This is a genomic window from Micromonospora sp. WMMD967, assembly GCF_029626165.1.
In the GTDB taxonomy this organism is placed as follows: domain Bacteria; phylum Actinomycetota; class Actinomycetes; order Mycobacteriales; family Micromonosporaceae; genus Micromonospora; species Micromonospora taraxaci.
Genome location: NZ_JARUBK010000001.1, coordinates 934,746 through 959,020 on the forward strand (window position 1 = coordinate 934,746; position 24,275 = coordinate 959,020).

A 24,275-nucleotide genomic window follows, 5' to 3' on the forward strand; every position below is an offset into this window, starting at 1 on the left:
GCCCGGTCGGGCCGGGGCGACGCCTTTTCCGGCAGGCGTCAGATCAGCTCGACGATGGTGGCGTTGGCCATGCCGCCGCCCTCGCACATGGTCTGCAGGCCGTAGCGGATCCCGTTGTCCCGCATGTGCTGGAGCATGGTGGTCATGATCCGGGCGCCGGAGCCACCGAGTGGGTGACCGAGGGCGATGGCCCCTCCACGCGGGTTCAACCGCTCCGGATCCGCCTCGGTCTCCGCCAACCACGCCAGCGGCACCGGGGCGAACGCCTCGTTCACCTCGTACACCCCGATCTCCTCGATGCCCAGCCCCGCGCGGCGCAGCGCCTTCGCGGTGGCCGGGATGGGCGCGGTGAGCATGGTGACCGGGTCGTCGGCGGCGACCACGGCGGTGTGGATCCGGGCCAGCGGCCGAAGGCCGTGCCGGCTCGCCCACTCGGAGGTGGTCACCGCGAGGGCAGCGGCACCGTCGGAGATCTGGGACGCGGACCCGGCGGTCACCACGCCGTCGGCGCGGAACGGGGTGGCGAGTTCGGCGAGTTTGTCCAGTGTCGTGTCCCGGCGGATGCCCTCGTCGGCGGCGAACTTGCCGCCGTCGCCGAGCGGCACCGGCGTCAGCTCGGGTTCGAACGCTCCGGCGTCCTGCGCCGCGGCTGCCTTCTCGTGGCTGGCCAACGCGAACTCGTCGAGCTGCGTACGCGTGAGCCGCCACCGCTGGGCGATCAGCTCGGCCCCGACGCCCTGGTTGAACGGCAGGGGCGCGTCGTCGGCGAAGCCCTCGACACCGCGGTACCGGTCCCGGAGCTGGTCGCTGAACGGCATTCCGCCGGCCACGCTGGAGCCCATCGGAACCCGGGTCATCGACTCGACGCCACCGGCGACCACCAGATCGGCCTGGCCGGAGAGCACGGTGGCCGCCGCGAAGTGCAGCGCCTGCTGGCTGGAGCCACACTGCCGGTCCAGTGTCGTGCCGGGCACCGTCTCGGGCCAGCCGGCGGCGAGCACGCCGTTGCGGGCAATGTTCCACGACTGCTCGCCGACCTGGGACACGCAGCCCCAGAAGACGTCGTCGACCTGCGTCGGGTCGAGCCCGGTGCGCTCGGCGAGGGCGCGCAGCACGTGCGCCGAGAGATCGACCGGATGGACGCCGGCGAGGCTGCCCTTACGCCGCCCGACCGGGGTACGCACCGCGCCGACGATGACCGCGTCACTCATGTTTACTCCCCGGTAACTTGGGCTGCCCCGATCCTACGCCGACGCGACGAGCCGCCGCGCAGCCCTCTCCGGCCAGCCCTCTCCGGCGTCGCCCTCTCCGGCGTCGCCCTCTCCGGCGTCGCCCTCTCCGGCGTCGCCCTCTCCGGCGTCGCCCTCTCCGGCGTCGCCCTCTCCGGCGTCGCCCTCTCCGGCGTCGATCATGGAGTTGTGGTGGGCAGAAGATTCCACTTCGCACCATATGTGGGGCACCACAACTCCATGATCGACGGCAGCGGGGGCGCTGGCAGCGGGGGGCGCTGGCATGCTGGGCGGGTGGATGACATCACCGGACACCGGCAGTGGCGGGTGCCGTCGACCCTGCCTGCGGCGAAGCTCGCCGGTGCCGTCCTGCTGATCGCACTCGGGTTGCTCTTCGCCGACGGCGACGCGGTCCGGCTGGTGCTGGCCATTCTGGCCGCAGCCGTCCTGGTCGTCTGGGCGGCACGCGACCTGATCGCACCGGTTCGGTTGGCGGTCGATTCGAGCGGACTCACCGTCATCCACGGATTCGCCGGCCACCGGCTGCTGCCCTGGCCGACCATCGAGGCGATCACCGTCGACAGGCGGCCCCGGCTGGGGCTGACCAGCGAGACCTTGGAGATCGACGCGGGCAACTCGCTGCACCTGTTCGGCCGGTACGACCTGGGGGCCACCCCGGAAGAGGCGGCCACCGCACTGGAGGCGGCCCGCCCGGTCAGCTGAGTAGCTGCGCCGTCCGGAAGAGGACAAGTGCCAGCAGGATCAGCAGGATCAGCCCACCACCGACGGCCTGTACCAGCGTGCGCCGGCCGCGCGGCGCGTAGGCGAGCACCAGTGCCATCAGCGCACCGACCACCAGGCCGCCCAGGTGCCCGGGGATGGAGATGCCCGGCACGGTCAGGGTGAACACCAGGTTGATCACCAGGATCGGGATCACCTGGGAGATGTCCCGGCCCATCTTCCGCTCGATGATGATCAGCGCGGCGAAGAGGCCGAAGACGGCGGTGGACGCACCGGCGGTGGCCGAGTTCTGGGCGCTGAACAGGTACGCGGCCACGTTGCCGCCGAGCCCACCGATCAGGTAGAGCGCGCCGAAGCGCAGCGGCCCGAGGTTGGCCTCCAACGACCGGCCGAGCACCCACAGCGCCCACATGTTGAGCAGCAGGTGGATCACGCCGTAGTGCAGGAACATCGCGGTGATCAGCCGGTACCACTGGCCGTCCGCGATGCCACCGAGCGTGCCGTCGGGGAAGACCGCCAGCCCGAGCACCGACCCCCAGTTGGTCAGCGGGGTGCTGCCACCCATCAGACCGCCGAAGCCGGAACCGCCCACCGCCGCGTCCCCGCCCCGGTCCGAGGCGATGGAGAGCAGCATGAGCAGCACGTTCACGGCGATCAGGGCCTTGGTGACATAGCCGTGCCGACCGGCCGCACCGCCACCGAAGGCGGTACGCGCCGGCCGGACACTGCGACGGCCCTCGTTGACGCACTCCGGGCACTGGTGCCCGACCGACGCCTCCCGCATGCACTCCGGGCAGATCGGCCGGTCGCAGCGGGTGCACCGGACGTAGGTCTCCCGGCCGGGGTGCCGGTAGCAGACCGGGGTGGTCGGCGGCGACTCGCTCACCGGGTCGACCCGCCGTCCACCGCCACGCGAACCACCGACGCCGGACGGTGCGGTGCTCCGGAGCGCTCAATCATGCGAGCAAAGGTACCTCGCCGGTCGCTCAGGCAGCAGACCGCTCGATCTCGACCCGCTCGATGACGACGTCCTGCAGCGGACGGTCGCTCGGGCCGGTCGGGGTGTTCGCGATCGAGTCGACGACCTTCACCGACTGCTCGTCGGCGACCTGCCCGAAGATCGTGTGCCGGTTGTTCAGGTGCGGCGTCGGCGACACGGTGATGAAGAACTGCGAACCGTTGGTGCCCGGTCCGGCGTTCGCCATCGCCAGCAGGTAGGGCCGGTCGAAGCGCAGCTCCGGGTGGAACTCGTCGGCGAACTTGTAACCCGGCCCACCCCGACCGGTGCCGGTCGGGTCGCCCATCTGGACCATGAACCCGCTGATCACCCGGTGCGAGATGGTGCCGTCGTAGTACGGCCCGCTGCCCGGCTGACCGGTGCGCGGGTCGGTGTACTCCCGGTTGCCCTCGGCCAGGTCGATGAAGTTGCGGACCGTCTTCGGAGCGTGGTTCGGGAAGAGCTCCAGCCGGATCGGGCCAGCGTTGGTGTGCAAGGTGGCGTAGACAGCCTCGGCCACGGGTACTCCTCACTCGTTGGTCAGTTCCATGCGGATCCTCCCATGTGCCCGATCTGGCATCGCGGAGGCATCCGAAGGTGGAGGATGACGAAGGAACAACTCCCAGGAGGTAGGACCGTGTTTGGATTCGGGCGGCGTAAGTCCCAGGGGCAGCTGGCGAAGGCCGAGCTGAACCAGAGCATCAGCCACCTGATGCAGGCAGCCAACCATGCCGCCAAGGGCGCTGGCGCGACTGTCGGCCCGCGGGTCCAGGTGGCCCGGGGCTACGTGGCACCGACCGCCGCGAAGGTGCGCGACCGCGCGTCGACCGGCTGGGGGACGACACTCACCACGCTGGCGCCGCTGGCGGCGGCGGCCCGTGACGGCGCCGCGCAGGCAGGGCCGCTGACCAGGAAGGCCAAGTCGAAGACCATGCGGATCACCGGTAAGAAGAAGCAGCCGCGCCGTCGCGGCTCGATGATGACCGGCCTGTTGGCGGCGGGTGCCATCGCCGGCCTGGCCGGCGCGGTCGCGCTCCGCCGCCGCCGGGAGCAGCAGGAGTGGGCCGAGTACGACCCGACCCGCACCCTGGAGCCGATGCGCGACGACGTCGACTCGATCGAGGTGCGTACGCCGTCCGCCACCAAGGGCGGCGACGGGTCCGCCATGGCCGGCGCGGCGGGGATGACCGGCGCGGGCAGCTCGGCGGTGGCCGGCGGCACCAGCGCCAGCACCACCAGCCCGGCCAAGAAGACCGGCATCCGCCCGACCGACAAGGTCCCGTCGGTCGCCGAGGGTGCCACGGACGTCTCCGGTCGGCCGACCGACGACCTCACCAAGGCCCTGGGCAAGGACACCGCCCGCACCAACGGGCGGCGCTGACCACCACAGCGGCGGCGAAACGGGCGCCGGCACGCGGATCACTCCGCGCGCCGGCGCTTCCGTGTCGACGGTCGCGGTCGCGGTCGCGGTTGCGGTTGCGGTTGCGGTTGCGGTCAGAGCCAGCCGTTGCGCCGGAACCAGCGGTAGAGGGCCAGCGAGACGCCGAGCATCAGAGCCAGGGCCACCGGATAGCCGTACGTCATCTTCAGCTCGGGCATGTTGTCGAAGTTCATGCCCTCGACGCCGGCGATGGAGGTCCAGACCGCGGCGATGGCCGCCCACGCGGCGATCTTGCGCATGTCGTTGTTCTGGTCGACGGTGACCTGCGCCAACCGCGCCTGGAGGATCGAGTTCAGCAGGTCGTCGTAGGAGTTCACCTGCTCCACGGTGCGGCTGAGGTGGTCCTGCACGTCCCGGAAGTAACGACGGACCTCCTTCGGCACGTCCCGGTTGACCTGCGAGGTCAGCGTCATCAGCGGCCGCTGCAACGGCACCACCGCCCGCTTGAACTCCACCAGCTCCCGCTTCATCTGGTAGATCCGCTGGATCCGCCCGTGGCCGTGCCGGTCGAAGACCTCGGCCTCCAGCACGTCCAGGTCGTCCTCGATCTGCTCGGCCACCTCCAGGTAGAGGTCCACCACCCGGTCGGTCACCCCGTACGCCACCGCCCACGGGCCGTGCAGCAGCAGATCCTGCTTGGTCTCCAGGTCGGCACGGATCGGGGCGAGCCGGCAGGCGTCGCCGTGCCGGACGCTGATCACGAAGTTCGGGCCGATGAAGAGCATCACCTGGCCGGTCTCCACGACCTCGGAGTTCTCGGTCAGCTCGGCGTGCTCGCAGTACCTGGCGGTACGCAGCACCAGGAAGACGACCTCGCCGAAGCGCTCCAGCTTGGGACGCTGCTCGGCCTTGACGGCGTCCTCGACGGCGAGCTCGTGCAGACCGTAGGTTTCCGCGATGGCGGTCATCTCGGCCAGCTCCGGCTGGTGCAGACCGAGCCAGACGAAGCCGTGCTCCTCGCGGCGGGCCGCGGTCAGCGCCTCCGCGTACGTCCAGTCGCCGGGTTGCCGCTTGCCGTCGACGTAGAGCGCGCAGTCGACCACCGAGCTGCGACCGGCGCCGGTGGGGGTCGGCGCCGGCGGGGCGCCGTCGGTGTGCAGGATCCGGGTCATCGCCCGGACCGGGGAGGGCCACGCCCGAGGTCGCAACACCCGACCGGTGGTCGACGGTGCCGTCCGGTCCCGCTCTGTCCGATCCGTCATCGCGTCACCTCCCGCGCTCAGCTGCGGCTTGCAGGCTACGCCGACTGCGGTCGAGGAAACGTGTGACGGCGGTCGCGTGGGGGTGGTGCCGGGTGGGCCGGGCCGCATCGGGGGGTGTGCGGGAACGACACGGCCCACCCGACACCCGTGGGGGCGGGAGGTTGTGCTGCCGCGTCATCCTGGTCGCGGGCCGGCCCGGGGGAGGGTCGGGCGGTGATTTCCGCGACGTAACACGAATGACGCTCGCAGCATTGTGGGCCGCCGGCCGCCCGGGCGGGAGTCCCGGGACGGCCGGCATCGTCGTTCTGTCAGGAACCTGACAGTTCGTTCAGCTGCGGACGGCCTCGACGGCGTCCGCAAGACGACGGACACCCTCGTCGATCCGATCGGCGGTCACCGCCGAGAAGGCCAGTCGAAGCGCGTGCCGCCCGCCGTCCAACACGAAGTCGCTGCCCTTGACCACCGCGACCCCACGCTCGGCGGCAGCCGGAGCGAGCCGGTCGACGAGCACGTCCTCCGGGAACTCCACCCAGAGGAAGTAGCCACCGTCGGGCTCCACGAACCGCGCCTGCGGCAGGTGCCGGCGCAACGACTCGGCGAGCACCCGGGCCCGCTCACCCAACGCCGCGCGGACCGTCTCGATGGAGCGGTCGATGTCACCGGAGACGCAGAACTGGTGCACGATCGCCTGCGACACCATCCCCGGCGAGATGTAGAGACTCGTCGCGTTCTTGGCGATGTCGGCGATCAGGTCCGCCGGGCCGACCAGATATCCGACCCGGACACCCGGGCAGACCGTCTTGGTGAAGCTCGACGCGTGCACCACCACGTTGCGGGTGTCCAGCGAGAGCATCGACGGCAGCGCCTCGCCGCGGAAACGGATGTCCGCATACGGGTCGTCCTCGAAGATGGTGAACCCGTACTCGGCGGCCAGGTCGAGCAGCTCCCGCCGCTTCTCCAGGGAGAGCGTCATGCCGGCCGGGTTCTGGTAGTTCGGAATCACGTGGGCGAGCCGGGGCCGGACCCCGGACTCCAGCAGCTTGCGCAACTCGGCCGTGTCGAGACCGTCCGGCTGGACGGAGATGCCGTGCAGCTCACCGCCCATCCGCTGCAGGTTGAGCAGCGTCCGGTCGTAGGTCGGGCGTTCCACCACCACCGCGTCGCCGGGGCGGACCAGGTGGTCGAAGAGGAACGCGTCGGCCTGGAGCGACCCGTTGGTGACCAGCACCTGATTGGTCTCGACCCCGTGCTTCTCGGCGATCCACTTTCGCAGCGGAACGTAACCGACGGAGGTGCCGTATGCCGTCACCCCCGCAGGGTCGGCGTCGAAGGCGCGGACGGCGGCGGCCTTGAGCCCCTCGACATCGACGATGTCCAGCGAGGGAGCCCCACGGGCAAAGGAGATCAACTGCTCGGCGGTCATGGATGTTGAGCGTACGGGCGGCGACGGGGCGCGCGCGGACGGCACGGCGATGTCCGCATCCTGAGCCACCGGGACGGGTGACCCGACTCCACCGGTCGGCGACAACTCAGACCGGAAGGGCGAGCGCGTCGTGGTGCGCAGCCCGGGAAAGCCCTTCAAACTGCACGCCGAGCGCGTCGAGGAGTTGGCTCCAGTCGAAGTAGGAACGCCAGGCGGTGATCCGGCCCTTGCGGGCCCGGACCACGTCGGCCACCTCCCAGCTCACCGTCCGGCCGGTCGGCGCGACGGTGCCGTACGGCGAGTGCAGCGTGCCGGTGTGGGTGCCGGACAGGCGCAGCTCGACGGCGGCGCCACCGCCGGTGCGGACCGCGCCGAGCGCGTCGACCCGCAGGTCCGGGAAGGCGCCGGTCCAGGTACGCAGGAGTGCGGGCAGCTCGATCGGTCGGACCGTCACGCCCGGCATGGCGTAGAACGCCTCCGGGGCGTAGAGATCCGGCAGACGGGCCACATCCCGACGCAGGAGCATCGCGTACTGCTGCTCGACCAGGCGCTCCGCGTCACGCATCGGGCCCTCCCCTTGCGGGTGACGGTCTCTCCGCGCCCGCAAGGGATGCTTACCCGTCGATCCGACCTGCCACACCTCACCCGGTCAGGTCGTCGCGACCGCCTGGCTCTCCGCCCACACCCGCATGATGTCCCGAACCGAGATCACCCCGGCCACCTCCCGACCGTCCAGCACCACCAGGTGCCGGAAACCGCCCCGGGCCATCGCCGCGGCGGCCTCGGCCACCGTCCACTCCGGCCCGGCGTAGACCACGTCCCAGGTCAGGTGGGCTCCGGTGCGTTCCACGTCACAGTCCAGGCCCGCGCCGACAGCCTTCAACACATCGCGTTCGGTCATGATCCCGACTCCCTCGGAATCCGGGTCGATCACGACCGCCGACCCGACACCGCGGGCCGACATCATCCGGGCCGCCTGGCGGAGCGTGTGCTCCGGGCCGACGACGAGAACCTGGCTGGACATGGCATCCCGTACCTGCATCACACATCACTCCCTTGGGACGGTGGCATCCGGTAGGAACATGGTCGTCCGTGGATGTTTCCGGGACAAGGCCGCGCCTTGGCACAACCCGAACGCTCGCTACTGTCGGATGGTGTCCACCGAGCCCCTGCGCTGCGCCGGCGCGCTGATCGTCGACCACGACGGCCGCATCTTCTTCCAGCGACGCTCACCCCACCGACGCCTCTTCCCCAACTGTTGGGACATCGTCGGCGGTCACGTGGAACCCGGCGAGGACATCGACACGGCGCTCCGCCGGGAGATCACCGAGGAGACCGGCTGGTTCCTCTCGCACGTCCTCGGCCAGGTGGGCGAGTACACCTACGTGGGCGACGACGGCCTGACCCGGATCGAGTACGACTTCCTCGTCCGCGTCGACGGTGACCTCGACCACCCGAGGCTGGAGGCCGGCAAGCACACCGAGTACCGCTGGCTCGCCGAACACGAGTTGTCCGTCCTGGACGAGCACCGCGACGTCAACGACGGGCTGATCCGGCGCATCGCGGACGAGGGTTTCGCCGCGCTGCGTTCGACAGGTCCGTGAACAGCGTCGAGCTGGCCCCGCACCGCATCGCCGGGCTGCTCGCGCCGGCCGTGGACCGGGTCTTCCGGGCCGGCATGCTGGCCGGTCGCGACGGTGGCGGCGCCGTTCTGGTCCAGCGGTACGGCGGGACCGCCGCGACCGGATTCCTGGTCGACCTGCGCACCCGGCTGGCCGCACCCGGCGGCCGGGTCGACGGGCCGGGGTTCGCCGCTGTCACCCGGTACCAGGACCCGGTCGCCTGCCGCCGGGCGGTGGACAAACAGGTGGCGTACGGGATGCTTCAGCGCAGCGCGGACGGCACGCTCTCCGCCAGCGAGCGGGGGGCGGCCTTCCTCGGCGAGCTGTACCAGGTACACGCCGACGTCACCGAGGAACTGTGGGCCGGACACGACGAGCGGGTGTCCCGGATGGTGGCGGCGCTCGGCCGGCTGCTGTCCTACGCCCTGGTGCTGGCCGACGAGGAGGGCGACGACGGAGGCTCCGCCTTCACCGCGATGGCACCCCCGTACGAGCCGGACGGCACCCCGTCGGGCGTGCTGCTGCTCAACCGGCTCGGCACGCTGCGCTACCACCGGGCCGACGCGCACGCCGCCGCCTGGGCCGCCGCCGGGCACACCGCGGCCAGCGTCGCCACCCTGCCGGCCGGTCCCGAACGGACCGCCATCGAGCTGGAGACCGACCGAAGGGCCGCCGGCCCGTACGCCGCCCTCGGGGCCGAGGAGCGACTGACCCTGCTCGCCGACCTCGCGGCGTTACCCGGCTGACCGGTTGACCAGAGCGGGCCGACCGACCGGCGCTATCCTCCACCGATGACGGGCAGCAGGACGAGGGAGGATGTCGCGATGATCGGAATGGTGCTCGCGGCCGGAGCGGGACGCCGGCTGCGTCCGTACACCGACACCCTGCCGAAGGCGTTGGTGCCGGTGGACGGCGAGACCACGATCCTCGACATCGCGCTGGGCAACCTCGCCGAGGTCGGGCTCACCGACGTCGTGATCGTGGTCGGCTACGCGGCGGACGCTGTCGTCTCCCGCCAGGCGGAGTTGGAGAAGAAGTACGGGGTCACGATCACCCTGGTGCACAACGACAAGGCCGAGGAGTGGAACAACGCCTACTCGCTCTGGCTGGCCCGGGAGCACTTCGCGCGTGGCGTTCTGCTGGTCAACGGTGACACCGTGCACCCGGTGAGCGTGGAGAAGACGCTGCTCGCCGAACGTGGGCCGGGCATCCTGCTCGCTGTGGACACCCTCAAGCCGCTGGCCGAGGAGGAGATGAAGACCACCTTCGACGCCGCCGGTCAGCTCACCCGGATCACCAAGATCATGGACCCGGGCGAGGCGTACGGGGAGTACATCGGTGCCACGCTGATCGAGCCGCAGGTCGCCGACGCCCTCGCCGACGCGTTGGAGGCGACCTGGCGACGGGACCCGAACCTCTACTACGAGGACGGCTACCAGGAGTTCTCCGACCGGGGTGGGGAGGTGCGGGCGGCACCGATCGGTGACGTCCCGTGGGTCGAGGTCGACAACCACGCCGACCTGGCCCGCGCGCGGGAGATCGCGTGCCGCTACTAGCGCGGAGCATCCTCACCCCGCTGCACATCGACGTACGGCGGGGGGCGGTCGCCGACCTGGCCGCGATCCTGGCCGACGGGCGGATCTCCTCCGGCGGTGACGTCGCGGTGGTGGTCGGTCCGGGCCAGGGTGCCCAGATCGCGGAGCTGATCCGGCCGTCGCTGCGGACCGCCGACGTGTTCACCGTCACCGGGGGCACGTTGGACGCCGCCGACGACCTCGGCGGCAAGCTCCGCGCCCGCTCGTACGACGCGGTCGTGGGCATCGGCGGCGGCAAGACCATCGACGTGGCCAAGTACGCGGCCACCCGTCGAGGGCTGCCGATGGTGTCGGTGGCGACCAGCCTCGCCAACGACGGGATCGCCTCCCCGGTCGCCAGCCTGATCACCGACGGGATCAAGGGCTCCTACGGGGTGCACATCCCGATCGCGGTGATCGTCGACCTGGACTTCGTGGAGAGCGGTCCGGACCGGCACAACCGGGCCGGCATCGGTGACGTGGTCAGCAACATCAGCGCGCTGGCCGACTGGGACCTGTCCCGCCAGGTACGCGGTGAGCCGGTCGACGGGCTGGCCGCCTCGCTCTCGCGAGCGGGTGCCGAGGCGGTGCTCAACCACCCGGGCGACATGACTGACGACGCGTTCGTCACAGTGCTGGCCGAGGCGCTGATCTCCAGCGGCCTGGCGATGGCTGTCGACGGCACCAGCCGCCCGTGCAGCGGCGGCTGCCACGAGATCATGCACGCGGTCGACTCGCTCTTCCCCGGCACCGCCTCACACGGCGAGCTGGCCGGCCTGGGCGCGCTGTTCTGCACCTGGCTGCGCGGAGATCTGCGCCGCTTCGGGGAGATGTCGGCATGTCTGACCCGGCACGGGCTACCCCGGCTCCCCGCCGAGGTGGCGCTCACCGACGACCAGTTCGTCGAGGCGGTGCAGTTCGCGCCGCGTACCCGACCGGACCGCTACACCATCCTCGAACACCTGGCGCTGTCGCCTACCGAGACGCGGGAGCGGCTGGCAGACTACGCCGGTGCAATCCGCGACCAGCTTGGCTGACCCCCGTCCCACCGTCGCCGACTTCCACCGGGTGAACCGGGGCGGCGGCCTGTTCAGCGAGTCGATCAGCCAGTGGCTGGGCGCTGTCTTCGCGCTGGTCGCCCAGCGGCTCGGGCTGCGCCCGACCGCGTTGACCCTGGCCAACCTGGTGCTCGGGCTGGCCACCTCGATCACCGTGGTGGCGCTCGCCGGCCCGGTCGCCGACGGAGACGTACCGGCCTGGGTGGTCGGCCTGCTCGCCCTGATCGGCTGGCAGGTGGCGTACTCCCTGGACTGCGCCGACGGGCAGCTCGCCCGGGTGACCGGCCAAGGCAGTGCGGCCGGCGCCCGGATCGACATCCTCTGCGACGTGGCCGCGCAGATCGCGCTGGTCGCCGCGCTGGCCGCCACCGCTGTGGCACAGGAGCCGTCCACCCCGACCTGGCTGGTGGCGACCTTCGCGGGCACCTGGATGGTCAACCTGGTGACGTCGGTGATGCAGTCCGGCCCGAACGCCGCCAGCATGGTCACCTCGACCTCGCTGCCGGTCCGTCTGGTGAAGCTGGTCCGCGACTACGGCGCGGTGATCTTCGTGGCCGCCCTGGTGCTGGCCGTGGCACCCGCTCTGGTCCTCTGGGTGATGGTCGCGTTCACCATCGTCAACGGCGGCTTCCTGCTGGCGAGCATCGCCTTCTCCGCCCGAGCCTCCCTACGCTGACCCGCGTCGCCCCCGCACCACACCCACCCCGCCCGCCTCGCGCCGCGCGCACCGGCACCCGCAAGATCCGCGCAACTTCCCCGATGTTGCTGCCTCCGGGGCGCCGGAAACAGCAACTTCGCCGATGTTGTGCGGATCTTGCGGCCGCATGGCGCGGGGCACCGCCAGCGCGGGGCAACGCCGCGCGGGGCACCGCCAGCGCGGGGCACCGCCGCGCGGGGCACCGCCAGCGCGGGGCAACGCCGCGCGGGACGGGGTCAGGCGCGGGCGGAGGAGCGGGCCACGCCCGCGTAGATGTCGATGAGCTGCTTGATGACCACGTCGGGGTGGAAGGTGCGCTCGTAGCGGGCCCGAGCGCCCGCTGCCAACCCGGGCGCTCCGGCCCGGGCGACCGGCAGGGCGGCGGCCAGCGCGGCCGGCTCCGGGGCGACGACCCAGCCGGCGTCGCCGAGACCGATCCCGGCCGGCATGGGCGACCCGCCACCGGCCACCCGCGGAGCGGCCAGCGAGGCGACCTCCGACGCTACCGGCGAGGCGACGGCGGAGGCGTTCTCGGCCGGGCCGGTGCCGGCGGGCTCGTGCGGGGCATCGGCCCCGACCAGGTACGGGATTCCGCCGAGCGCCGTGCCGAGCACCGGTCGACCACTGGCCAACGCCTCGAGGATCACGGTCGGCAGCACGTCGTGCCACATGGAGGCGGCGATCACCACAGCGCTCGCCTCGACCGCTGCCCGTACCCCCGCCCGGTCGATCTGACCGAGGTAGACCACGTCGGACCGCTCGGCGGCGGCGGACTCCACCAGCGGGCGCAGCTCACCGTCGCCGGCCACGCGCAGCGTGCCCAGCGCACCCACCGGGTGCCGACGCCAGGCGTCCAGCAGCAGGTCAAGGCCCTTCTCCGGGGAGAGTCGGGCCATGTAGAGGAACCCGTCACCGAGCGGCGACGGCTGGCCCGGGTCGGGCACCGAGTTCGGCTTCACCACGATGCGTTCGTCCGGAATGCCGTAGTCGCGGAGGTGGTCGGCGATCGCCGAGGTGAGCGCGACGTACCGGTCCACCGAACGCCAGGTGCCGCGGTGCACGGCCAGGGTGGTCGCCATCAGGGCGCTCTGAGCCGCCGAATCGCGGTAGCAGCGGTGCTTGATCGCCGGCACCCCCAGCGCCCGGCCCTTGCAGTCCTGGCAGATCACCCCGTCCCGGAAGTAGATCCCCGAGGAGCAGACCTGCCGGTAGTTGTGCACCGTCTGCACCACCGGCACGCCGTGCCGGTGCGCGGTCCGCACCACCCAGGGCGACAGCAGGGGGTACGGGTTGTGCAGGTGCAGGACGTCCGGTCGGTGCTCGGTGAGCAGTCGGCTCAGGTCGTGCTGGGCACGCGGCGCCCAGATCGGCGAGATCGGCAGCAGCGCCTTCGCGGCCTTCGACATCGACGGGATCTCGTCCGAACTGCGGATGAACGGCAGCACCTCGACGCCGGCGGCGGTGAGCTGGGCGATCTCCGAGTCGACGATGATGTTCTCGCCGGAGGGCTGGGCTTCCCGGTACCGGTTGTGCGCCACCACGATTCTCACTGAGCTTGCCTTTCGTTCGCGATTGCGGGACTCGCAAGCTCATTCCTCACGCTCACGGGAAAGAAGGCTACCGTTGGCTGGTGCCCGAACTACCGGAGGTTGAGGCGCTCGCGGGTTACCTGCGGCAGCGCGCGGTGGGGCGGCGTGTCGACCGGCTGGAGATCGCCGCGATCAGCGCCCTGAAGACGTACGAACCGGCACCGACCGCCGTCGCTGGTCGTGCGGTGGTCGATGCCAGCCGGCACGGCAAGTTCCTCGACGTGTTGTTCGAGGGTGACCTGCACCTCGTGGTGCACCTGGCCCGGGCGGGCTGGCTGCACTACCGGGAGGCGTTCCCGGCCACCACTCCGCTGCGGCCCGGCAAGGGTCCGATCGCGCTGCGCGTACGCCTGGACGACGGTTCCGGCTTCGATCTCACCGAGGCCGGCACCCAGAAGAAACTGGCCGCGTACCTGGTCACCGACGTTTCGGCGGTGCCCGGGGTGGCCAAACTGGGCCCGGACGCGCTCGCTGCGGACCTGCCCACCTTCGCGGAGCGGTTGCGGAGCCGGCGGGGGCAGGTCAAGGGGGTGCTGACCGACCAGTCGGTGCTGTCCGGGGTGGGCAACGCGTACTCCGACGAGATCCTGCACGCCGCGAAGTTGTCTCCGTTCGCGATCACCGATCGGCTCACCGACGCCCAGATCGCCACACTGCACGCGGCCACCCGGCAGGTGCTCGGCGACGCCGTCGAGCGGTCCCTGGGTCAGCGGGCAGCGGAACTTAAGGGCGAGAAGCGTTCCGGGTTGAAGGTGCACGCCCGCACCGGGCTGCCCTGCCCGGTGTGCGGAGACACCGTGCGGGAGGTGTCGTTCGCCGATTCGAGCCTGCAGTACTGCCCGACCTGTCAGACCGGCGGAAAACCCCTCGCTGACCGACGGTTGTCCCGTCTCGTACGGTGAGTAATTCCACGTGGCGACTACGGAGCGGAATCGGCCTTCCTGAGCGGAAGCTCCGGTCCGCCATTCTCGCCACGCGCGCATCCATCGGTATAGTGGCCCGGTCCCCGGCTTCTGAAATGGTGCGGAGCCGGCCAGATCCCGCCGGCACCATCGGTCGCCAATCTCCCTCGGGGCGGCGACCGGTCGGAGCCCGCGTGGGAGACTGGGACGGTGGGCGACCCGGGCCCTCACGCCGAGTGAGCGGCCCGTGTCATGCGGGAGGACATGGGTGAGGTGACGGCAAGCCTCCAGCGCCCGGTATCCAACGAAGGCCGGAGCAGACTCGTGCGGCACGTCGACAGCTTCGAGATCCAGCCGCCGACGCCGCCGTCACACAACGGCGTCCCTCGGTCGGCATGGACCAGGGCTCGACGCCGTGTCTCCCGTTGGCACCGCCCCTACATCGCGATCCTGCTGCTGCTCGACTTCGGCGCGGCGGCGTTCGCCAGCTGGATCGCGATCCAGCTGTTCGACCAGGCTGCCTCCGGGTTCACCGGCACCAACCAGGATCCGACCTGGTTCCACACGATCTCCTACCTGCTGCTTCCGCTCGGCTGGGTGGTGATCCTCTGGAGCAACCGGGCGTACGACCGGCGCTACCTGGGGCTCGGCCCGGACGAGTTCAAGCGGGTGATCCGGGCCGCGGTGACGGTGGCCGCGAGTGTCTCGTTCCTCGCCTTCGCCACCAAGACCGCGTTGTCCCGGTGGACGGTCGGCACGGCCCTGCTCGGCGCCCTGCTGTTGATCCTGTGGGGCCGGTTCGTGGCCCGCTGGGCGCTGCACTACATCCGCCGTCGGGCCGGTCAGGCCGCCCACCGGATGGTGCTGGTCGGCACCCTGCCGGAGTGCCTGGAGGTCTACGCGGCGGTCACCCGCAGCCCGGCCGCCGGGCTGGTGCCCGTCGCCATCCACATCACCGACGGCTACGCGGCGGCCCGGGGAATGCCGACCCCGGTTCCGGTGTACGCCGGCCGTGACGTCCTGGCCCTGGTCCGCGAGGTCGGCGGGGACACCATCGCCGTCTGCGGGTCGGCCAGCGCCGAGCCGGGCGAGCTGCGCCGGCTGGCCTGGCAGTTGGAGGGCTCCGGCGTCGACCTGGTCGTCGCGCCGCAGCTGACCGACATCGCCGGGCCCCGGGTGCACATCCGGCCGATCGAGGGCCTGCCGCTGCTGCACGTCGAGGAGCCGACCCTCTCCGGTCCCGCGCTGCTGGCCAAGAACCTGATGGACCGGGTCGCCGCCGGCCTCGGCCTGCTGCTGCTGATCCCGCTCTTCGTGGTGATCGCCGTGGCGATCAAGATCTCCGACCGGGGGCCGGTGTTCTTCCGCCAACCTCGGGTGGGGCACGAGGGACGCACGTTCCGGGTGTGGAAGTTCCGGACCATGTACGTCGACGCCGAGGATCGACTGGCCAGCCTCGTCGACCGCAACGAGACCGACGGCATGTTGTTCAAGATGAAGCAGGACCCCCGGGTCTTCCCGGTCGGCGGCTTCCTGCGGGCTTCGTCACTGGACGAGCTGCCGCAGCTGATCAACGTGCTCTGGGGTGAGATGTCGCTGGTCGGGCCCCGCCCGTTGCCCGCCGACGACGGCGACTTCCTGGGCGACGTACGCCGCCGCCTGCTGGTCCGCCCCGGCATGACCGGCCTGTGGCAGGTCTCCGGCCGCTCCGACCTGTCCTGGGACGAGTCGGTCCGCCTGGACCTCTACTACGTCGACAACTGGTCGTTGGCGTACGACCTCAGCATTCTGTGGCGCACCGTCGGGGTGGTGCTCGCCCGCAAGGGCGCGTACTAGCACCCGTTTCGAGGGCTTCGAGCCACCGGTGTCGCGCAGCCGGTGGCCACCTCGCATCAGGACCCGTCGTACGGTAGCGATAAGGTGACCAACGGCAATCAGGACAAGGACAAAAAAACGGCCCCCAGTTGGGGGCCGTTCCTGCCGTATCTCTCGGCGTCGTATGGCCCAACCATACACCAACACCGAGAACCAGAGGGGTGGACGTGGCCACAGTCGCCGCCTACATCGACGGCTTCAACCTGTACTACGGGATGAAGAACAAGTACGGCCGCAAGCACATGTGGCTCGACGTCGTAGAACTCGTACGCAAACTCCGGCCCAAGGACACCGTCACCGGGGTCCACTACTTCTCAGCCATCGTCAAGAACGAACCTGCCGCCGCCCAGAACCAGACCAGCTACATCGACGCCATGAAGATCCGCAACGGTGGGCTGCTCACTGTGCACCTCGGGCGATTCAAGGAGCGGACAATCAAGGATTGCCGCCGCTGCGGACAGAGCTACAGCTGCGGCTGCGGCCGGCAGTACAGGAGCTTCGAGGAGAAGGGGACCGACGTCGCACTCGGTGCGATGATGGTCGCCGACGCGGCCCTCCGCATTGCGGACACCACCCTGCTCATCAGCGCTGACACCGACCTCGCCCCAGCCCTGTCCACCGTACGGGCGGTCAACCCCAGCCAACGGATCTACCTCGCCATGCCACCTGGCAACACCAAGGCCTCCAGCCACCTGACCAGCGTCGGCGATCTCGGTCAGTTCTTCATCCGCGAGCAAGCTCTACGGGACGCCCAGTTGCCCAACATCGTCGCGGACCCAGCGACGGGGCGCAGCTACACGCGCCCCGCCAAATGGAGCTGAGGGACCTGCGCTTGCCACGCCGCCACCCTCTCCCGTCCGGGTCCCGGACCTCAACCTGCCGTACGCGATAGGCCTGGGGCTTGGCGGGTCGGCCCGCAGGGGCAAGGATCGCTGCGTGGGTGCCAACCTCTCCGCCGTGGTCGGCGTCGTGTCGCTCGTCACCGCGCTGACGGCGGCCCTGTTGGCGGTGCTGCGGCTGCGCGCCCGCCGGGGCATCGCCACCGCCACCCAGCGGGCCACCTACGAGGTGCTGCACACCGCTGGCCTGGCGGCCGAGCCGCTGCGCGCAGGGCTGAGCGAGGCGGGCGCCGCGAAGGCCGTACGCCATCTGCGTGCCCTGGTGGGCGCGGTCGGGCTGGCGCTCGCCGACGCCGACCGGTTGCTGGCCCTCGACGGGCGCGGCACGCACCACGGCGATCAGTTGCTCGCGGCGGCCCAGCGGACGGTGGACACCGGCCGCTCGACGGTGCTCGGCGAGCAGGAGCTGCACTGCGACCGGGTGGACTGCCCGATCCGTGGGGCGGTGGTCGCGCCGTTGCAGGGGGCCGACGGTCGGGTGGTCGGCGCGCTGGTGGCCGTCGCCGACAGTCCACCACCGCCGGGGTTGGTGCAGGCCACCCTGGAGACGGCGCACTGGGCCGGCAACCAGCTCGCCCTGGCCGAGCTGGACTCGTCCCGGGAGCGGCTGGCCCGCGCCGAGATCCGGGCGTTGCGGGCGCAGATCAGCCCGCATTTCATCTACAACGCGCTGACCGCGATCGGCTCGTTCGTCCGCACCGACCCGGAGCGTGCCCGGGAGCTGATCCTGGAGTTCGCGGAGTTCACCAGGTACTCCTTCCGGGCGCACGGCGAGTTCACCACCCTTGCCGAGGAGTTGCGCTCCATCGACCGTTACCTGACCATCGAGCGGGCCCGGTTCGGCGACCGGTTGCAGGTGCGGTTGCAGATCGCCCCGGAGGTGCTGCCGGTGACGCTGCCGTTCCTCTGCCTTCAGCCTCTGGTGGAGAACGCGGTCCGCCACGGGTTGTCCCGTAAGCCGGGCACGGGCATGGTGAGCATCGAGGCCCGGGACGCGGGCGCCGAATGCCACATCACGGTGGAGGACGACGGAGTGGGAATGGACCCGACCACGCTGACCGCCGGCATCGCCGAGCTGGCCAGCAGCACTGGCGACCCGGGCGACGACACGGGTCAGCACGTCGGCCTCTCCAACGTCGACGAGCGGCTCCGGTCGGTCTTCGGGGACCGGTTCGGCCTGGTCGTGGAGACCGGGCTGGGCTCGGGCACGAAGGTGAGCATGCGGGTGCCGAAGTTCCACCCGGGTGTACGGGCAGGGTCGTGAGCGAGCGAACCGGCACGGCCGCGGTGAACGCGTCGGGTTTCCTCCGGGTGCTGGCGGTGGACGACGAGCCGCCGGCACTCGACGAGCTGGCGTACCACCTTCGGGCCGACCCCCGGGTGGCCCGGCTGCTTACCGCCGGCGACGCGACCGAGGCCCTGCGGTTGCTCCGCGACGGTGACGTGGACGTGGTCTTCCTGGACATCCGGATGCCCGGGTTGGACGGGATGGAGTTGGCCCGGGTGCTGCGCCGCTTCGCCCGGCCGCCGGCGATCGTGTTCGTCACCGCGTACGACGACGGCGCGGTGGACGCCTTCGACCTGGGTGCCACCGACTACGTCCGCAAACCCGTCCGCGCCGACCGGTTGGCCGAGTCGTTGCGCCGGGTGATCGGTTCGCGGGTGGTGCCGTCGCACCCGGCGGCGCTGGCCCGCGCCGAGGAGGACCCGACGATCCCCATCGAGTTGGCCGGCACCACCCGGATGCTGCCCCGTTCGGCGGTGCGGTGGGTGGAGGCGCAGGGGGACTACGCCCGGTTGCACACCGCGGAGGGGTCCCACCTGGTGCGGGTCTCGCTGGCCACGTTGGCGGAGCGCTGGGCCGACGCCGGTTTCGTCCGGGTGCACCGGTCGTACCTGGTGCAGTTGAAGTTGATCGCGGAGTTGCGTCTGGTCAACTCCGGCTATGTCGTGGTGATCGACTCGACCGAGCTGCCGGTGAGCCGACGACACACCCGGGAGTTGAAGGACAAGCTGGTCAGGGCCGCGAAGCAGGACTGGAATCGCTGACCCGGGAATGGAACCGCGCCTACCGTACGTTGTACGCTAGTCCGTACGACTTCCGGGAGGCCGCCATGACCGTGACCCCGTTCGACGCCGAGACCGAGTTCGATCGTCAGGTCGACCATCTGGTGCACCTGGGCTACCCGGCCCTGGCCGGGCTGTCGGAGACCGCCTTCCGGGACCTGGTCGCGCCCCTTCGGGCCAGGGCGGTCGACGGCACCGCCGGGCTGCCCGCCCCCACCGACGCGCGGGTGCCGTTCCTGCTGGTGATCACCCGGGACCTGGTCGGGATGCCGGAACGGCTCGGGCTCACCACGCTGGCCGGAAAGCGCAAGCCCGGCGTTCTCGACCGGAACTACGCCGAGGACGACCTGCCGCGCTTCGACCCGATCAAGGAGTTGGAGGTGCCGGCCGGGCCTGCCTACCTGCTCTTCGACGTGGACCGGGGCGAGGAGTTCCGCAACCTGGCCCCGGCCACCGCCATGGAGGGGATGACCGCCCAGGGTCGGCTGCCGCTCACCATCGACGAAGGGCTGGCGTTCGTCACGCTGCACCCGGCCGCGTTGGCGAGCAACAGGTGCTTCTCACTCGTCGGTTCCCGGTGTGGCGACAAGCGGGTGCCGGCACTCTGGATCAGCCAGGGGGCACCGAAGCTGGGCTGGTGCTGGTACGGCAACCCGCACACCTGGCTCGGCTCCGCCTCGGCCCGCCCGGAGCGCGTGGGCCTGGAGTGACGAGGGCTTCCGCAGGCGCACAGAGCACGAACGCTGACTCGTAGCGTCGCACCGGTGCGGGCACCCGGCCGATCATCGTCGGTAACCTATCCTCTTGGGGCCGATTCGGTTGCGGGGTAACGCATCGGTGCGGGCCGAGTCCGCTCAGACTGCCCCGCCACCCCCACGTTTGGACATTGATGCAGCTAATCCCAGCCTGTCGCGCCCTGCTGGCCGGCACCGTCGTGGCGATGCTCGTTCTGCCCGGCGCCACCCCGGCCCAGGCAGCCGACACCGGCGCGGTCAGCGGACGACTGACCACCAGTGCCGGCACCGCCGCCGCCGACGTTTTCGTCCAGGTCTACAAGGCCGGAAGCTATTCAAGTATCGGCTCCACCAACACCGACGCTGACGGCAATTACACCTTCGACGGACTAACCCCCGGCTCGTACGTCGTGGGCTTCGTCCCCTGGCCCCGGCCCGACCAGTACCACCACCAGAAAGCGGAGCTGTCGGACGCCGACCCGGTGACCGTCTCGGCTGGCGCCACCACCACAGTCAACGAGCAGTTGTTCACCACCGGCACCGTCGCCGGCCGGATCGTCGACCATGCCGGCAACCCCCGGGCGAGCCTGAGGGTCGACGCCATCAATGTCGACACGTCTCAGCGTGCCGTTGGTCGTACCGACGACGATGGTCGGTACACCATCCCGGTGCTCCCCGGCCGTTACCGGGTGACGTTCGAACCGATCGAAGGCTCGTACCAGAGCCAGTACGTCCCGGGCAAGCTCGACGAGCTGGACGCGAGCGTCTTCGAGGTCAAGGGCGACGAGACGACTGAGGTGAACGAAACGGTACTGCCGGTCGGTGTGCTCACCGGCCGATTCACCACCACTGCCGGTCAGCCCCTCGACAGGGCCAATGTCAACCTCGGCTCCGCCAACGACTACGGCATCATGTGGCAGCAGACCGACTCGAACGGTGAGTTCACCGCGCAACTTCTGCAGGGCTCGTATCAGGTCAAGTTCTCCACCAGCAGTCGAGAGCAGTACTACCGCGGCAAGCTGACGCCCGAGGATGCCAACCTCGTCCAGGTTCGCGGCGGGCGGCAGACGAGCATCGCCGACAGCCTGCTGGACACCGGTTCGATCGCCATTTCCGCCGTTGACTCGGTGAGCGGCGCCAAGGTCACCAACTTCTGCACCGACACCCAGTGCAGCAACGGCAGCAGCACGATGATCATCAGCGGCCTCCCGGCGGGTCGGCACGACCTCCGCGTGTACGCGCCCGACAAGCTGTACTTTGCGCGGGACCTGAACCGCGTACGTGTCGAGGCGAAGGGCACCACCAGGCTCACCGTGAAGTTGCGGCCGGGCGCGGTCATCACCTCCACAATCGTCGACCGGCTGACCGGCACGCCGCTCTCGAGCGTCTGCCTGGACGCATTCCTACCCAAGCGGGCGGCAGCCGGGGGCGGCTACGGTGAGTGCAGCGACCGCAACGGTCAGATCAAGGTGGGGCCTCTCACCGCCGGCAGCTACAAGCTCTTCGCGGTGCCGCAGGACGACGCCTACGGTCGTCAGTGGGTTGGCACCGACGGTGGGACCGGCGACGAACGGCAGGCGACCACCGTCGTCGCCACCGTCGGACAGGTGACGACGGGCCCTCAGGTCAGGATCGACCGGGCGGGCAGCGTCACCGGGACTGTCACCGAGGCGGCGACCGGCAAGCCGATCAAGGGCGTCGGCGTGTCCGCGCTGACCAGCCACCCGGGGATCGGCGCCGACGATGCGACGACCGACGAGAACGGCGTCTACACCGTCCGCCGGCTCGGGCCGTACGCGTGGCCGCTGGTCTACGGCGACGAGCAGTACGCCCGCGAGTGGTCGGGTGACAAGCTGAGCCGATTCGCCGCCACCCCGGTGACCGTCACCGCTGGCGCGACCACCACCCAGGACGCCCAACTGGGCAAGGGTCTCGGGCTCACCGGAACTTTCCGCACGCCCGACGGCATCCCCTTCACCGACGGTTGGATTCTCGCCCACAGCGTCGACACCGGTGACATCACCGGTAACGGCCATATCGTCGACGGACAGTTCGCCATCCGGCTGAACGGACCGCAGAGGATCTTCTTCACCTACCACACCTCACTTGGTACCCAGGAGTTCGACGGCCGCTACCTGGCGACACAGCCGGACGGCACCCGCAAGCTCGGTCGGTTCACCGTCCCGGCCAGCGGCAGCATGTCCGTGGACCTGGTCGTACCGACCAGCTGACCGTCGAGGTGGCGGGGCCGGTGGCGGTGTGCCACCGGCCCCGCTTCGTTTGTGGAGTTCGGCGTCATCATCGCTGGGTTATCCACAGGCGTGAGCCGTTCTCCACAGGTTGTTCACAACGCCACCCACCGACCTCCACGGCCGCTCCCTACAGTCGTGACCCATGAGGGAACGCCGGATACTGGTGGTCGAGGACGAACGGACCATCGCCGAATCCATCGCGGCTCGACTGAGGGCCGAGGGTTTCTCGGTGCAGGTCGCGGCGGACGGGCCCAGCGCCGTCGCGCAGTTCCGCACCGGCCAGCCCGATCTCGTCGTCCTCGACGTGATGTTGCCCGGCTTCGACGGCCTGGAGGTGTGCCGCCGGATCCAGGCCGACCGACCGGTGCCGGTGCTGATGCTCACCGCTCGCGACGACGAGACCGACCTGCTGGTGGGGCTCGCGGTCGGTGCGGACGACTACCTCACCAAGCCCTTCTCGATGCGGGAGTTGGCCGCCCGTGTGCACGTCCTGCTGCGGCGGGTGGATCGGGCCGCCGCCCCGACGCCGCCCGCGATCCGGCTCGGCGACATCGAGATCAACGAGGCCGAGCGGCGGGTTCGCCGGAACGGTGCCGACGTGCACCTCACCCCGACGGAGTTCGACCTGCTGGTCCACCTCGCCGGGCGTCCCCGCACGGTGCTCCCTCGGGAACGGCTGCTCGCCGACGTGTGGGGATGGGCCGACGGGAGTGGCACCCGCACTGTGGACAGCCACGTCAAGGCGCTACGCCGCAAACTCGGCGCCGACCTGATCCGGACCGTCCACGGTGTGGGTTACGCCCTGGAGGTGCCCGCGTGACCGGCAGGTTGTTCGACTGGGTGGAACGGGTGTTACCCCGGCCTCTGGACCCGGTTCGCTCGATCAAGATGAAGCTCGGCGTGCTGCTCGTCGCATCCTGGGCCGTGGCCATCGGCTACTTCTGGTACGGCATCGGTTGGCTCCCGCCGGGCACGGCGGTCACCAGCATCTGCATCGGTCTTGTCACCTCGCAGGTGCTCGCCCACGGGATGACCTCGCCGCTGCGCGAGATGACGGCGGCAGCCGGCGCGATGGCCCGGGGCGACTACACGCGACGGGTACGCGCCACCTCCCGGGACGAGGTCGGCGAGCTGGCCCAGGCCTTCAACAAGATGGCCGAGGACCTGCACGCCGCGGACCAGCGCCGCCGCGAGTTGATCGCCAACGTCTCACACGAGCTGCGGACGCCAATCACCGCGTTGCAGGGCGTGCTGGAGAACATGGTGGACGGGGTGGCCGACCCCGAGCCAGCGGCGCTGCGCTCGGCGTTGGCCCAGACCGAACGGCTCGGACATCTCGTCGCCGACCTGCTCGACCTGTCCCGCCTCGACGCCGGCGTGGTGCCGTTGCGGCGGGTACGGATGGACGTGGGGGACTTCCTCGACGAGGCGGTGGAGCACGCCACCGCGAGCGCGTCCGGGGCCGGCCTGGACGTACGTTTCGAACTCCGTGACCTGCCGTCGCCGCTGACGGTGCACGCGGACCCGTGGCGGCTGCACCAGGTCTTCGCGAACCTGCTCGACAACGCGGCGCGGCACAGCCCGCCCGGCGGTGTCGTCCGGGTCACCGCCGAAGAGGACGGCGACCACCTCCGCGTCGAGGTGAGCGACGAGGGCCAGGGCATCCCGCCGGCCGAGCGGTCCCGGGTCTTCGAACGGTTCACGCGTGGCGACCGGTCGGCCGGCGGCGGAACAGGTCTCGGTCTGGCGATCGCGCGATGGGTCGTCGAGCTGCACGGCGGCCGGATCGCCGTCCTCGACCCCATCGGCCCGCACCGGAACGACCGACCCGGCTGCCGCATCCAGGTCACCATCCCGGACAACGGCTCCCACCGAAAAGAGGCCGCATGACCAGCCCTGGCAGCGTTCCCGTTCCGGCCACCGGGCCGACCGGAGCGCAGGTCCCTCCGCCGGTGAGACCTGGCCCAGCCACG

The 24,275-nt window shown here is 70.7% G+C and carries 25 protein-coding genes; 16 read left to right on the forward strand and 9 right to left on the reverse strand.

Annotated features, from left to right (window positions below; all coding sequences use genetic code 11):
* Window positions 1-38 precede the first annotated feature (38 nt).
* Both O7631_RS04430 and O7631_RS04435 read right to left on the reverse strand, forming a co-directional pair.
* The gene (locus O7631_RS04430) at window positions 39-1,211 is read right to left on the reverse strand and encodes an acetyl-CoA C-acyltransferase (RefSeq protein ID WP_145778442.1); all 1,173 of its coding nucleotides are present in this window, start codon (window positions 1,209-1,211) and stop codon (window positions 39-41) included.
* A 33-nt stretch (window positions 1,212-1,244) separates the two neighbouring features.
* Complete coding sequence (locus O7631_RS04435) at window positions 1,245-1,412, reverse strand: hypothetical protein (protein ID WP_278143135.1); 168 nt, start codon at window positions 1,410-1,412, stop codon at window positions 1,245-1,247.
* 111 nt (window positions 1,413-1,523) lie between these two features.
* Here O7631_RS04435 and O7631_RS04440 point away from each other — a divergent pair, with 111 nt between their 5' ends.
* The gene (locus O7631_RS04440) at window positions 1,524-1,952 is read left to right on the forward strand and encodes a PH domain-containing protein (RefSeq protein ID WP_278143137.1); all 429 of its coding nucleotides are present in this window, start codon (window positions 1,524-1,526) and stop codon (window positions 1,950-1,952) included.
* Here O7631_RS04440 and O7631_RS04445 read toward each other — a convergent pair.
* Both O7631_RS04445 and O7631_RS04450 read right to left on the reverse strand, forming a co-directional pair.
* Window positions 1,945-2,856 carry a rhomboid family intramembrane serine protease gene (locus tag O7631_RS04445; protein ID WP_278143138.1) on the reverse strand — a complete coding sequence of 304 codons (912 nt, stop codon included), beginning with the start codon at window positions 2,854-2,856 and terminating at the stop codon, window positions 1,945-1,947. The genes O7631_RS04440 and O7631_RS04445 overlap by 8 nt on opposite strands.
* A gap of 100 nt (window positions 2,857-2,956) precedes the next feature.
* Window positions 2,957-3,487, reverse strand: a complete 531-nt coding sequence (locus O7631_RS04450; protein ID WP_088987147.1) for a peptidylprolyl isomerase — start codon at window positions 3,485-3,487, stop codon at window positions 2,957-2,959.
* An 84-nt stretch (window positions 3,488-3,571) separates the two neighbouring features.
* Between O7631_RS04450 and O7631_RS04455 the strand changes: the two genes are divergently transcribed.
* Window positions 3,572-4,348: a hypothetical protein gene (locus O7631_RS04455; protein WP_278143139.1), complete on the forward strand. Its 777-nt coding sequence runs from the start codon at window positions 3,572-3,574 to the stop codon at window positions 4,346-4,348.
* 113 nt (window positions 4,349-4,461) lie between these two features.
* Here the strand turns inward: O7631_RS04455 and corA are convergent, their stop codons facing one another.
* From corA to O7631_RS04475, 4 genes are all read right to left on the reverse strand, one after another.
* A complete protein-coding gene (corA, locus tag O7631_RS04460) occupies window positions 4,462-5,610 on the reverse strand; it encodes a magnesium/cobalt transporter CorA (RefSeq protein WP_145778437.1) in 1,149 nt (382 codons plus the stop codon).
* A gap of 328 nt (window positions 5,611-5,938) precedes the next feature.
* On the reverse strand, window positions 5,939-7,033 hold the full coding sequence (locus O7631_RS04465; RefSeq protein ID WP_088987144.1) for a PLP-dependent aminotransferase family protein: 1,095 nt from the start codon (window positions 7,031-7,033) through the stop codon (window positions 5,939-5,941).
* Window positions 7,034-7,139: 106 nt separating this feature from the next.
* Entirely contained in the window at window positions 7,140-7,598 is a 459-nt protein-coding gene (locus tag O7631_RS04470) for an ester cyclase (RefSeq protein WP_269681876.1), read from the reverse strand.
* A gap of 84 nt (window positions 7,599-7,682) precedes the next feature.
* Window positions 7,683-8,075: a CBS domain-containing protein gene (locus O7631_RS04475; RefSeq protein ID WP_145778434.1), complete on the reverse strand. Its 393-nt coding sequence runs from the start codon at window positions 8,073-8,075 to the stop codon at window positions 7,683-7,685.
* 109 nt (window positions 8,076-8,184) lie between these two features.
* Between O7631_RS04475 and O7631_RS04480 the strand changes: the two genes are divergently transcribed.
* The 5 genes from O7631_RS04480 (at window position 8,185) to O7631_RS04500 (ending at window position 11,963) form a co-directional block, all read left to right on the forward strand.
* On the forward strand, window positions 8,185-8,637 hold the full coding sequence (locus O7631_RS04480) for an NUDIX domain-containing protein (protein WP_278143140.1): 453 nt from the start codon (window positions 8,185-8,187) through the stop codon (window positions 8,635-8,637).
* Window positions 8,634-9,401, forward strand: coding sequence for a hypothetical protein (locus O7631_RS04485; RefSeq protein ID WP_278143141.1), 768 nt, complete (start codon window positions 8,634-8,636; stop codon window positions 9,399-9,401). The genes O7631_RS04480 and O7631_RS04485 overlap by 4 nt, the downstream gene beginning before the upstream one ends.
* A gap of 78 nt (window positions 9,402-9,479) precedes the next feature.
* Window positions 9,480-10,211 carry a phosphocholine cytidylyltransferase family protein gene (locus O7631_RS04490; protein ID WP_278147841.1) on the forward strand — a complete coding sequence of 244 codons (732 nt, stop codon included), beginning with the start codon at window positions 9,480-9,482 and terminating at the stop codon, window positions 10,209-10,211.
* Complete coding sequence (locus O7631_RS04495) at window positions 10,199-11,266, forward strand: iron-containing alcohol dehydrogenase family protein (protein WP_278143143.1); 1,068 nt, start codon at window positions 10,199-10,201, stop codon at window positions 11,264-11,266. The genes O7631_RS04490 and O7631_RS04495 overlap by 13 nt, the downstream gene beginning before the upstream one ends.
* Window positions 11,241-11,963 carry a CDP-alcohol phosphatidyltransferase family protein gene (locus O7631_RS04500; protein ID WP_278143144.1) on the forward strand — a complete coding sequence of 241 codons (723 nt, stop codon included), beginning with the start codon at window positions 11,241-11,243 and terminating at the stop codon, window positions 11,961-11,963. Before O7631_RS04495 ends, O7631_RS04500 begins: the two co-directional genes overlap by 26 nt.
* Before the next feature lie 257 nt (window positions 11,964-12,220).
* Here O7631_RS04500 and O7631_RS04505 read toward each other — a convergent pair whose 3' ends face one another.
* Entirely contained in the window at window positions 12,221-13,534 is a 1,314-nt protein-coding gene (locus O7631_RS04505; protein WP_278143145.1) for a glycosyltransferase family 4 protein, read from the reverse strand.
* An 80-nt stretch (window positions 13,535-13,614) separates the two neighbouring features.
* On the opposite strand from O7631_RS04505, the gene O7631_RS04510 reads away from it, so the two are divergent.
* The 9 genes from O7631_RS04510 (at window position 13,615) to O7631_RS04550 (ending at window position 24,192) form a co-directional block, all read left to right on the forward strand.
* Complete coding sequence (locus O7631_RS04510) at window positions 13,615-14,475, forward strand: DNA-formamidopyrimidine glycosylase family protein (protein WP_278143146.1); 861 nt, start codon at window positions 13,615-13,617, stop codon at window positions 14,473-14,475.
* Window positions 14,476-14,739: 264 nt separating this feature from the next.
* On the forward strand, window positions 14,740-16,311 hold the full coding sequence (locus tag O7631_RS04515; protein ID WP_269683728.1) for a sugar transferase: 1,572 nt from the start codon (window positions 14,740-14,742) through the stop codon (window positions 16,309-16,311).
* 206 nt (window positions 16,312-16,517) lie between these two features.
* Window positions 16,518-17,171, forward strand: a complete 654-nt coding sequence (locus O7631_RS04520) for an NYN domain-containing protein (protein WP_278143147.1) — start codon at window positions 16,518-16,520, stop codon at window positions 17,169-17,171.
* A gap of 115 nt (window positions 17,172-17,286) precedes the next feature.
* Entirely contained in the window at window positions 17,287-18,513 is a 1,227-nt protein-coding gene (locus O7631_RS04525; RefSeq protein ID WP_278143148.1) for a histidine kinase, read from the forward strand.
* Window positions 18,514-18,536: 23 nt separating this feature from the next.
* The gene (locus tag O7631_RS04530; RefSeq protein ID WP_088987132.1) at window positions 18,537-19,298 is read left to right on the forward strand and encodes a LytTR family DNA-binding domain-containing protein; all 762 of its coding nucleotides are present in this window, start codon (window positions 18,537-18,539) and stop codon (window positions 19,296-19,298) included.
* A 65-nt stretch (window positions 19,299-19,363) separates the two neighbouring features.
* Window positions 19,364-20,026, forward strand: coding sequence for a DUF5701 family protein (locus O7631_RS04535; RefSeq protein WP_278143149.1), 663 nt, complete (start codon window positions 19,364-19,366; stop codon window positions 20,024-20,026).
* Window positions 20,027-20,205: 179 nt separating this feature from the next.
* Window positions 20,206-22,281 (forward strand): carboxypeptidase regulatory-like domain-containing protein, encoded by a 2,076-nt coding sequence (locus O7631_RS04540; RefSeq protein WP_278143150.1) that lies wholly within the window; start codon window positions 20,206-20,208, stop codon window positions 22,279-22,281.
* Window positions 22,282-22,444: 163 nt separating this feature from the next.
* Complete coding sequence (locus O7631_RS04545) at window positions 22,445-23,122, forward strand: response regulator transcription factor (protein ID WP_278143151.1); 678 nt, start codon at window positions 22,445-22,447, stop codon at window positions 23,120-23,122.
* Window positions 23,123-23,190: 68 nt separating this feature from the next.
* Window positions 23,191-24,192 (forward strand): HAMP domain-containing sensor histidine kinase, encoded by a 1,002-nt coding sequence (locus O7631_RS04550; protein ID WP_278147842.1) that lies wholly within the window; start codon window positions 23,191-23,193, stop codon window positions 24,190-24,192.
* The last annotated feature ends 83 nt before the right edge of the window (window positions 24,193-24,275 follow it).

Excerpts from the sequence above, each read along its gene's own strand:
- O7631_RS04480 (WP_278143140.1), top strand. The coding sequence starts at position 8,185 with ATGGTGTCCACCGAGCCCCTGCGCTGCGCCGGCGCGCTGATCGTCGAC.
- O7631_RS04550 (WP_278147842.1), top strand. The coding sequence starts at position 23,191 with ATGAAGCTCGGCGTGCTGCTCGTCGCATCCTGGGCCGTGGCCATCGGC.
- corA (WP_145778437.1), bottom strand. The coding sequence starts at position 5,610 with ATGACGGATCGGACAGAGCGGGACCGGACGGCACCGTCGACCACCGGT.
- O7631_RS04535 (WP_278143149.1), top strand. The coding sequence starts at position 19,364 with ATGACCGTGACCCCGTTCGACGCCGAGACCGAGTTCGATCGTCAGGTC.
- O7631_RS04515 (WP_269683728.1), top strand. The coding sequence starts at position 14,740 with ATGGGTGAGGTGACGGCAAGCCTCCAGCGCCCGGTATCCAACGAAGGC.
- O7631_RS04465 (WP_088987144.1), bottom strand. The coding sequence starts at position 7,033 with ATGACCGCCGAGCAGTTGATCTCCTTTGCCCGTGGGGCTCCCTCGCTG.
- O7631_RS04455 (WP_278143139.1), top strand. The coding sequence starts at position 3,572 with ATGACGAAGGAACAACTCCCAGGAGGTAGGACCGTGTTTGGATTCGGG.
- O7631_RS04545 (WP_278143151.1), top strand. The coding sequence starts at position 22,445 with ATGAGGGAACGCCGGATACTGGTGGTCGAGGACGAACGGACCATCGCC.
- O7631_RS04470 (WP_269681876.1), bottom strand. The coding sequence starts at position 7,598 with ATGCGTGACGCGGAGCGCCTGGTCGAGCAGCAGTACGCGATGCTCCTG.
- O7631_RS04475 (WP_145778434.1), bottom strand. The coding sequence starts at position 8,075 with ATGCAGGTACGGGATGCCATGTCCAGCCAGGTTCTCGTCGTCGGCCCG.
- O7631_RS04435 (WP_278143135.1), bottom strand. The coding sequence starts at position 1,412 with ATGATCGACGCCGGAGAGGGCGACGCCGGAGAGGGCGACGCCGGAGAG.
- O7631_RS04490 (WP_278147841.1), top strand. The coding sequence starts at position 9,480 with ATGATCGGAATGGTGCTCGCGGCCGGAGCGGGACGCCGGCTGCGTCCG.
- O7631_RS04540 (WP_278143150.1), top strand. The coding sequence starts at position 20,206 with ATGCAGCTAATCCCAGCCTGTCGCGCCCTGCTGGCCGGCACCGTCGTG.
- O7631_RS04430 (WP_145778442.1), bottom strand. The coding sequence starts at position 1,211 with ATGAGTGACGCGGTCATCGTCGGCGCGGTGCGTACCCCGGTCGGGCGG.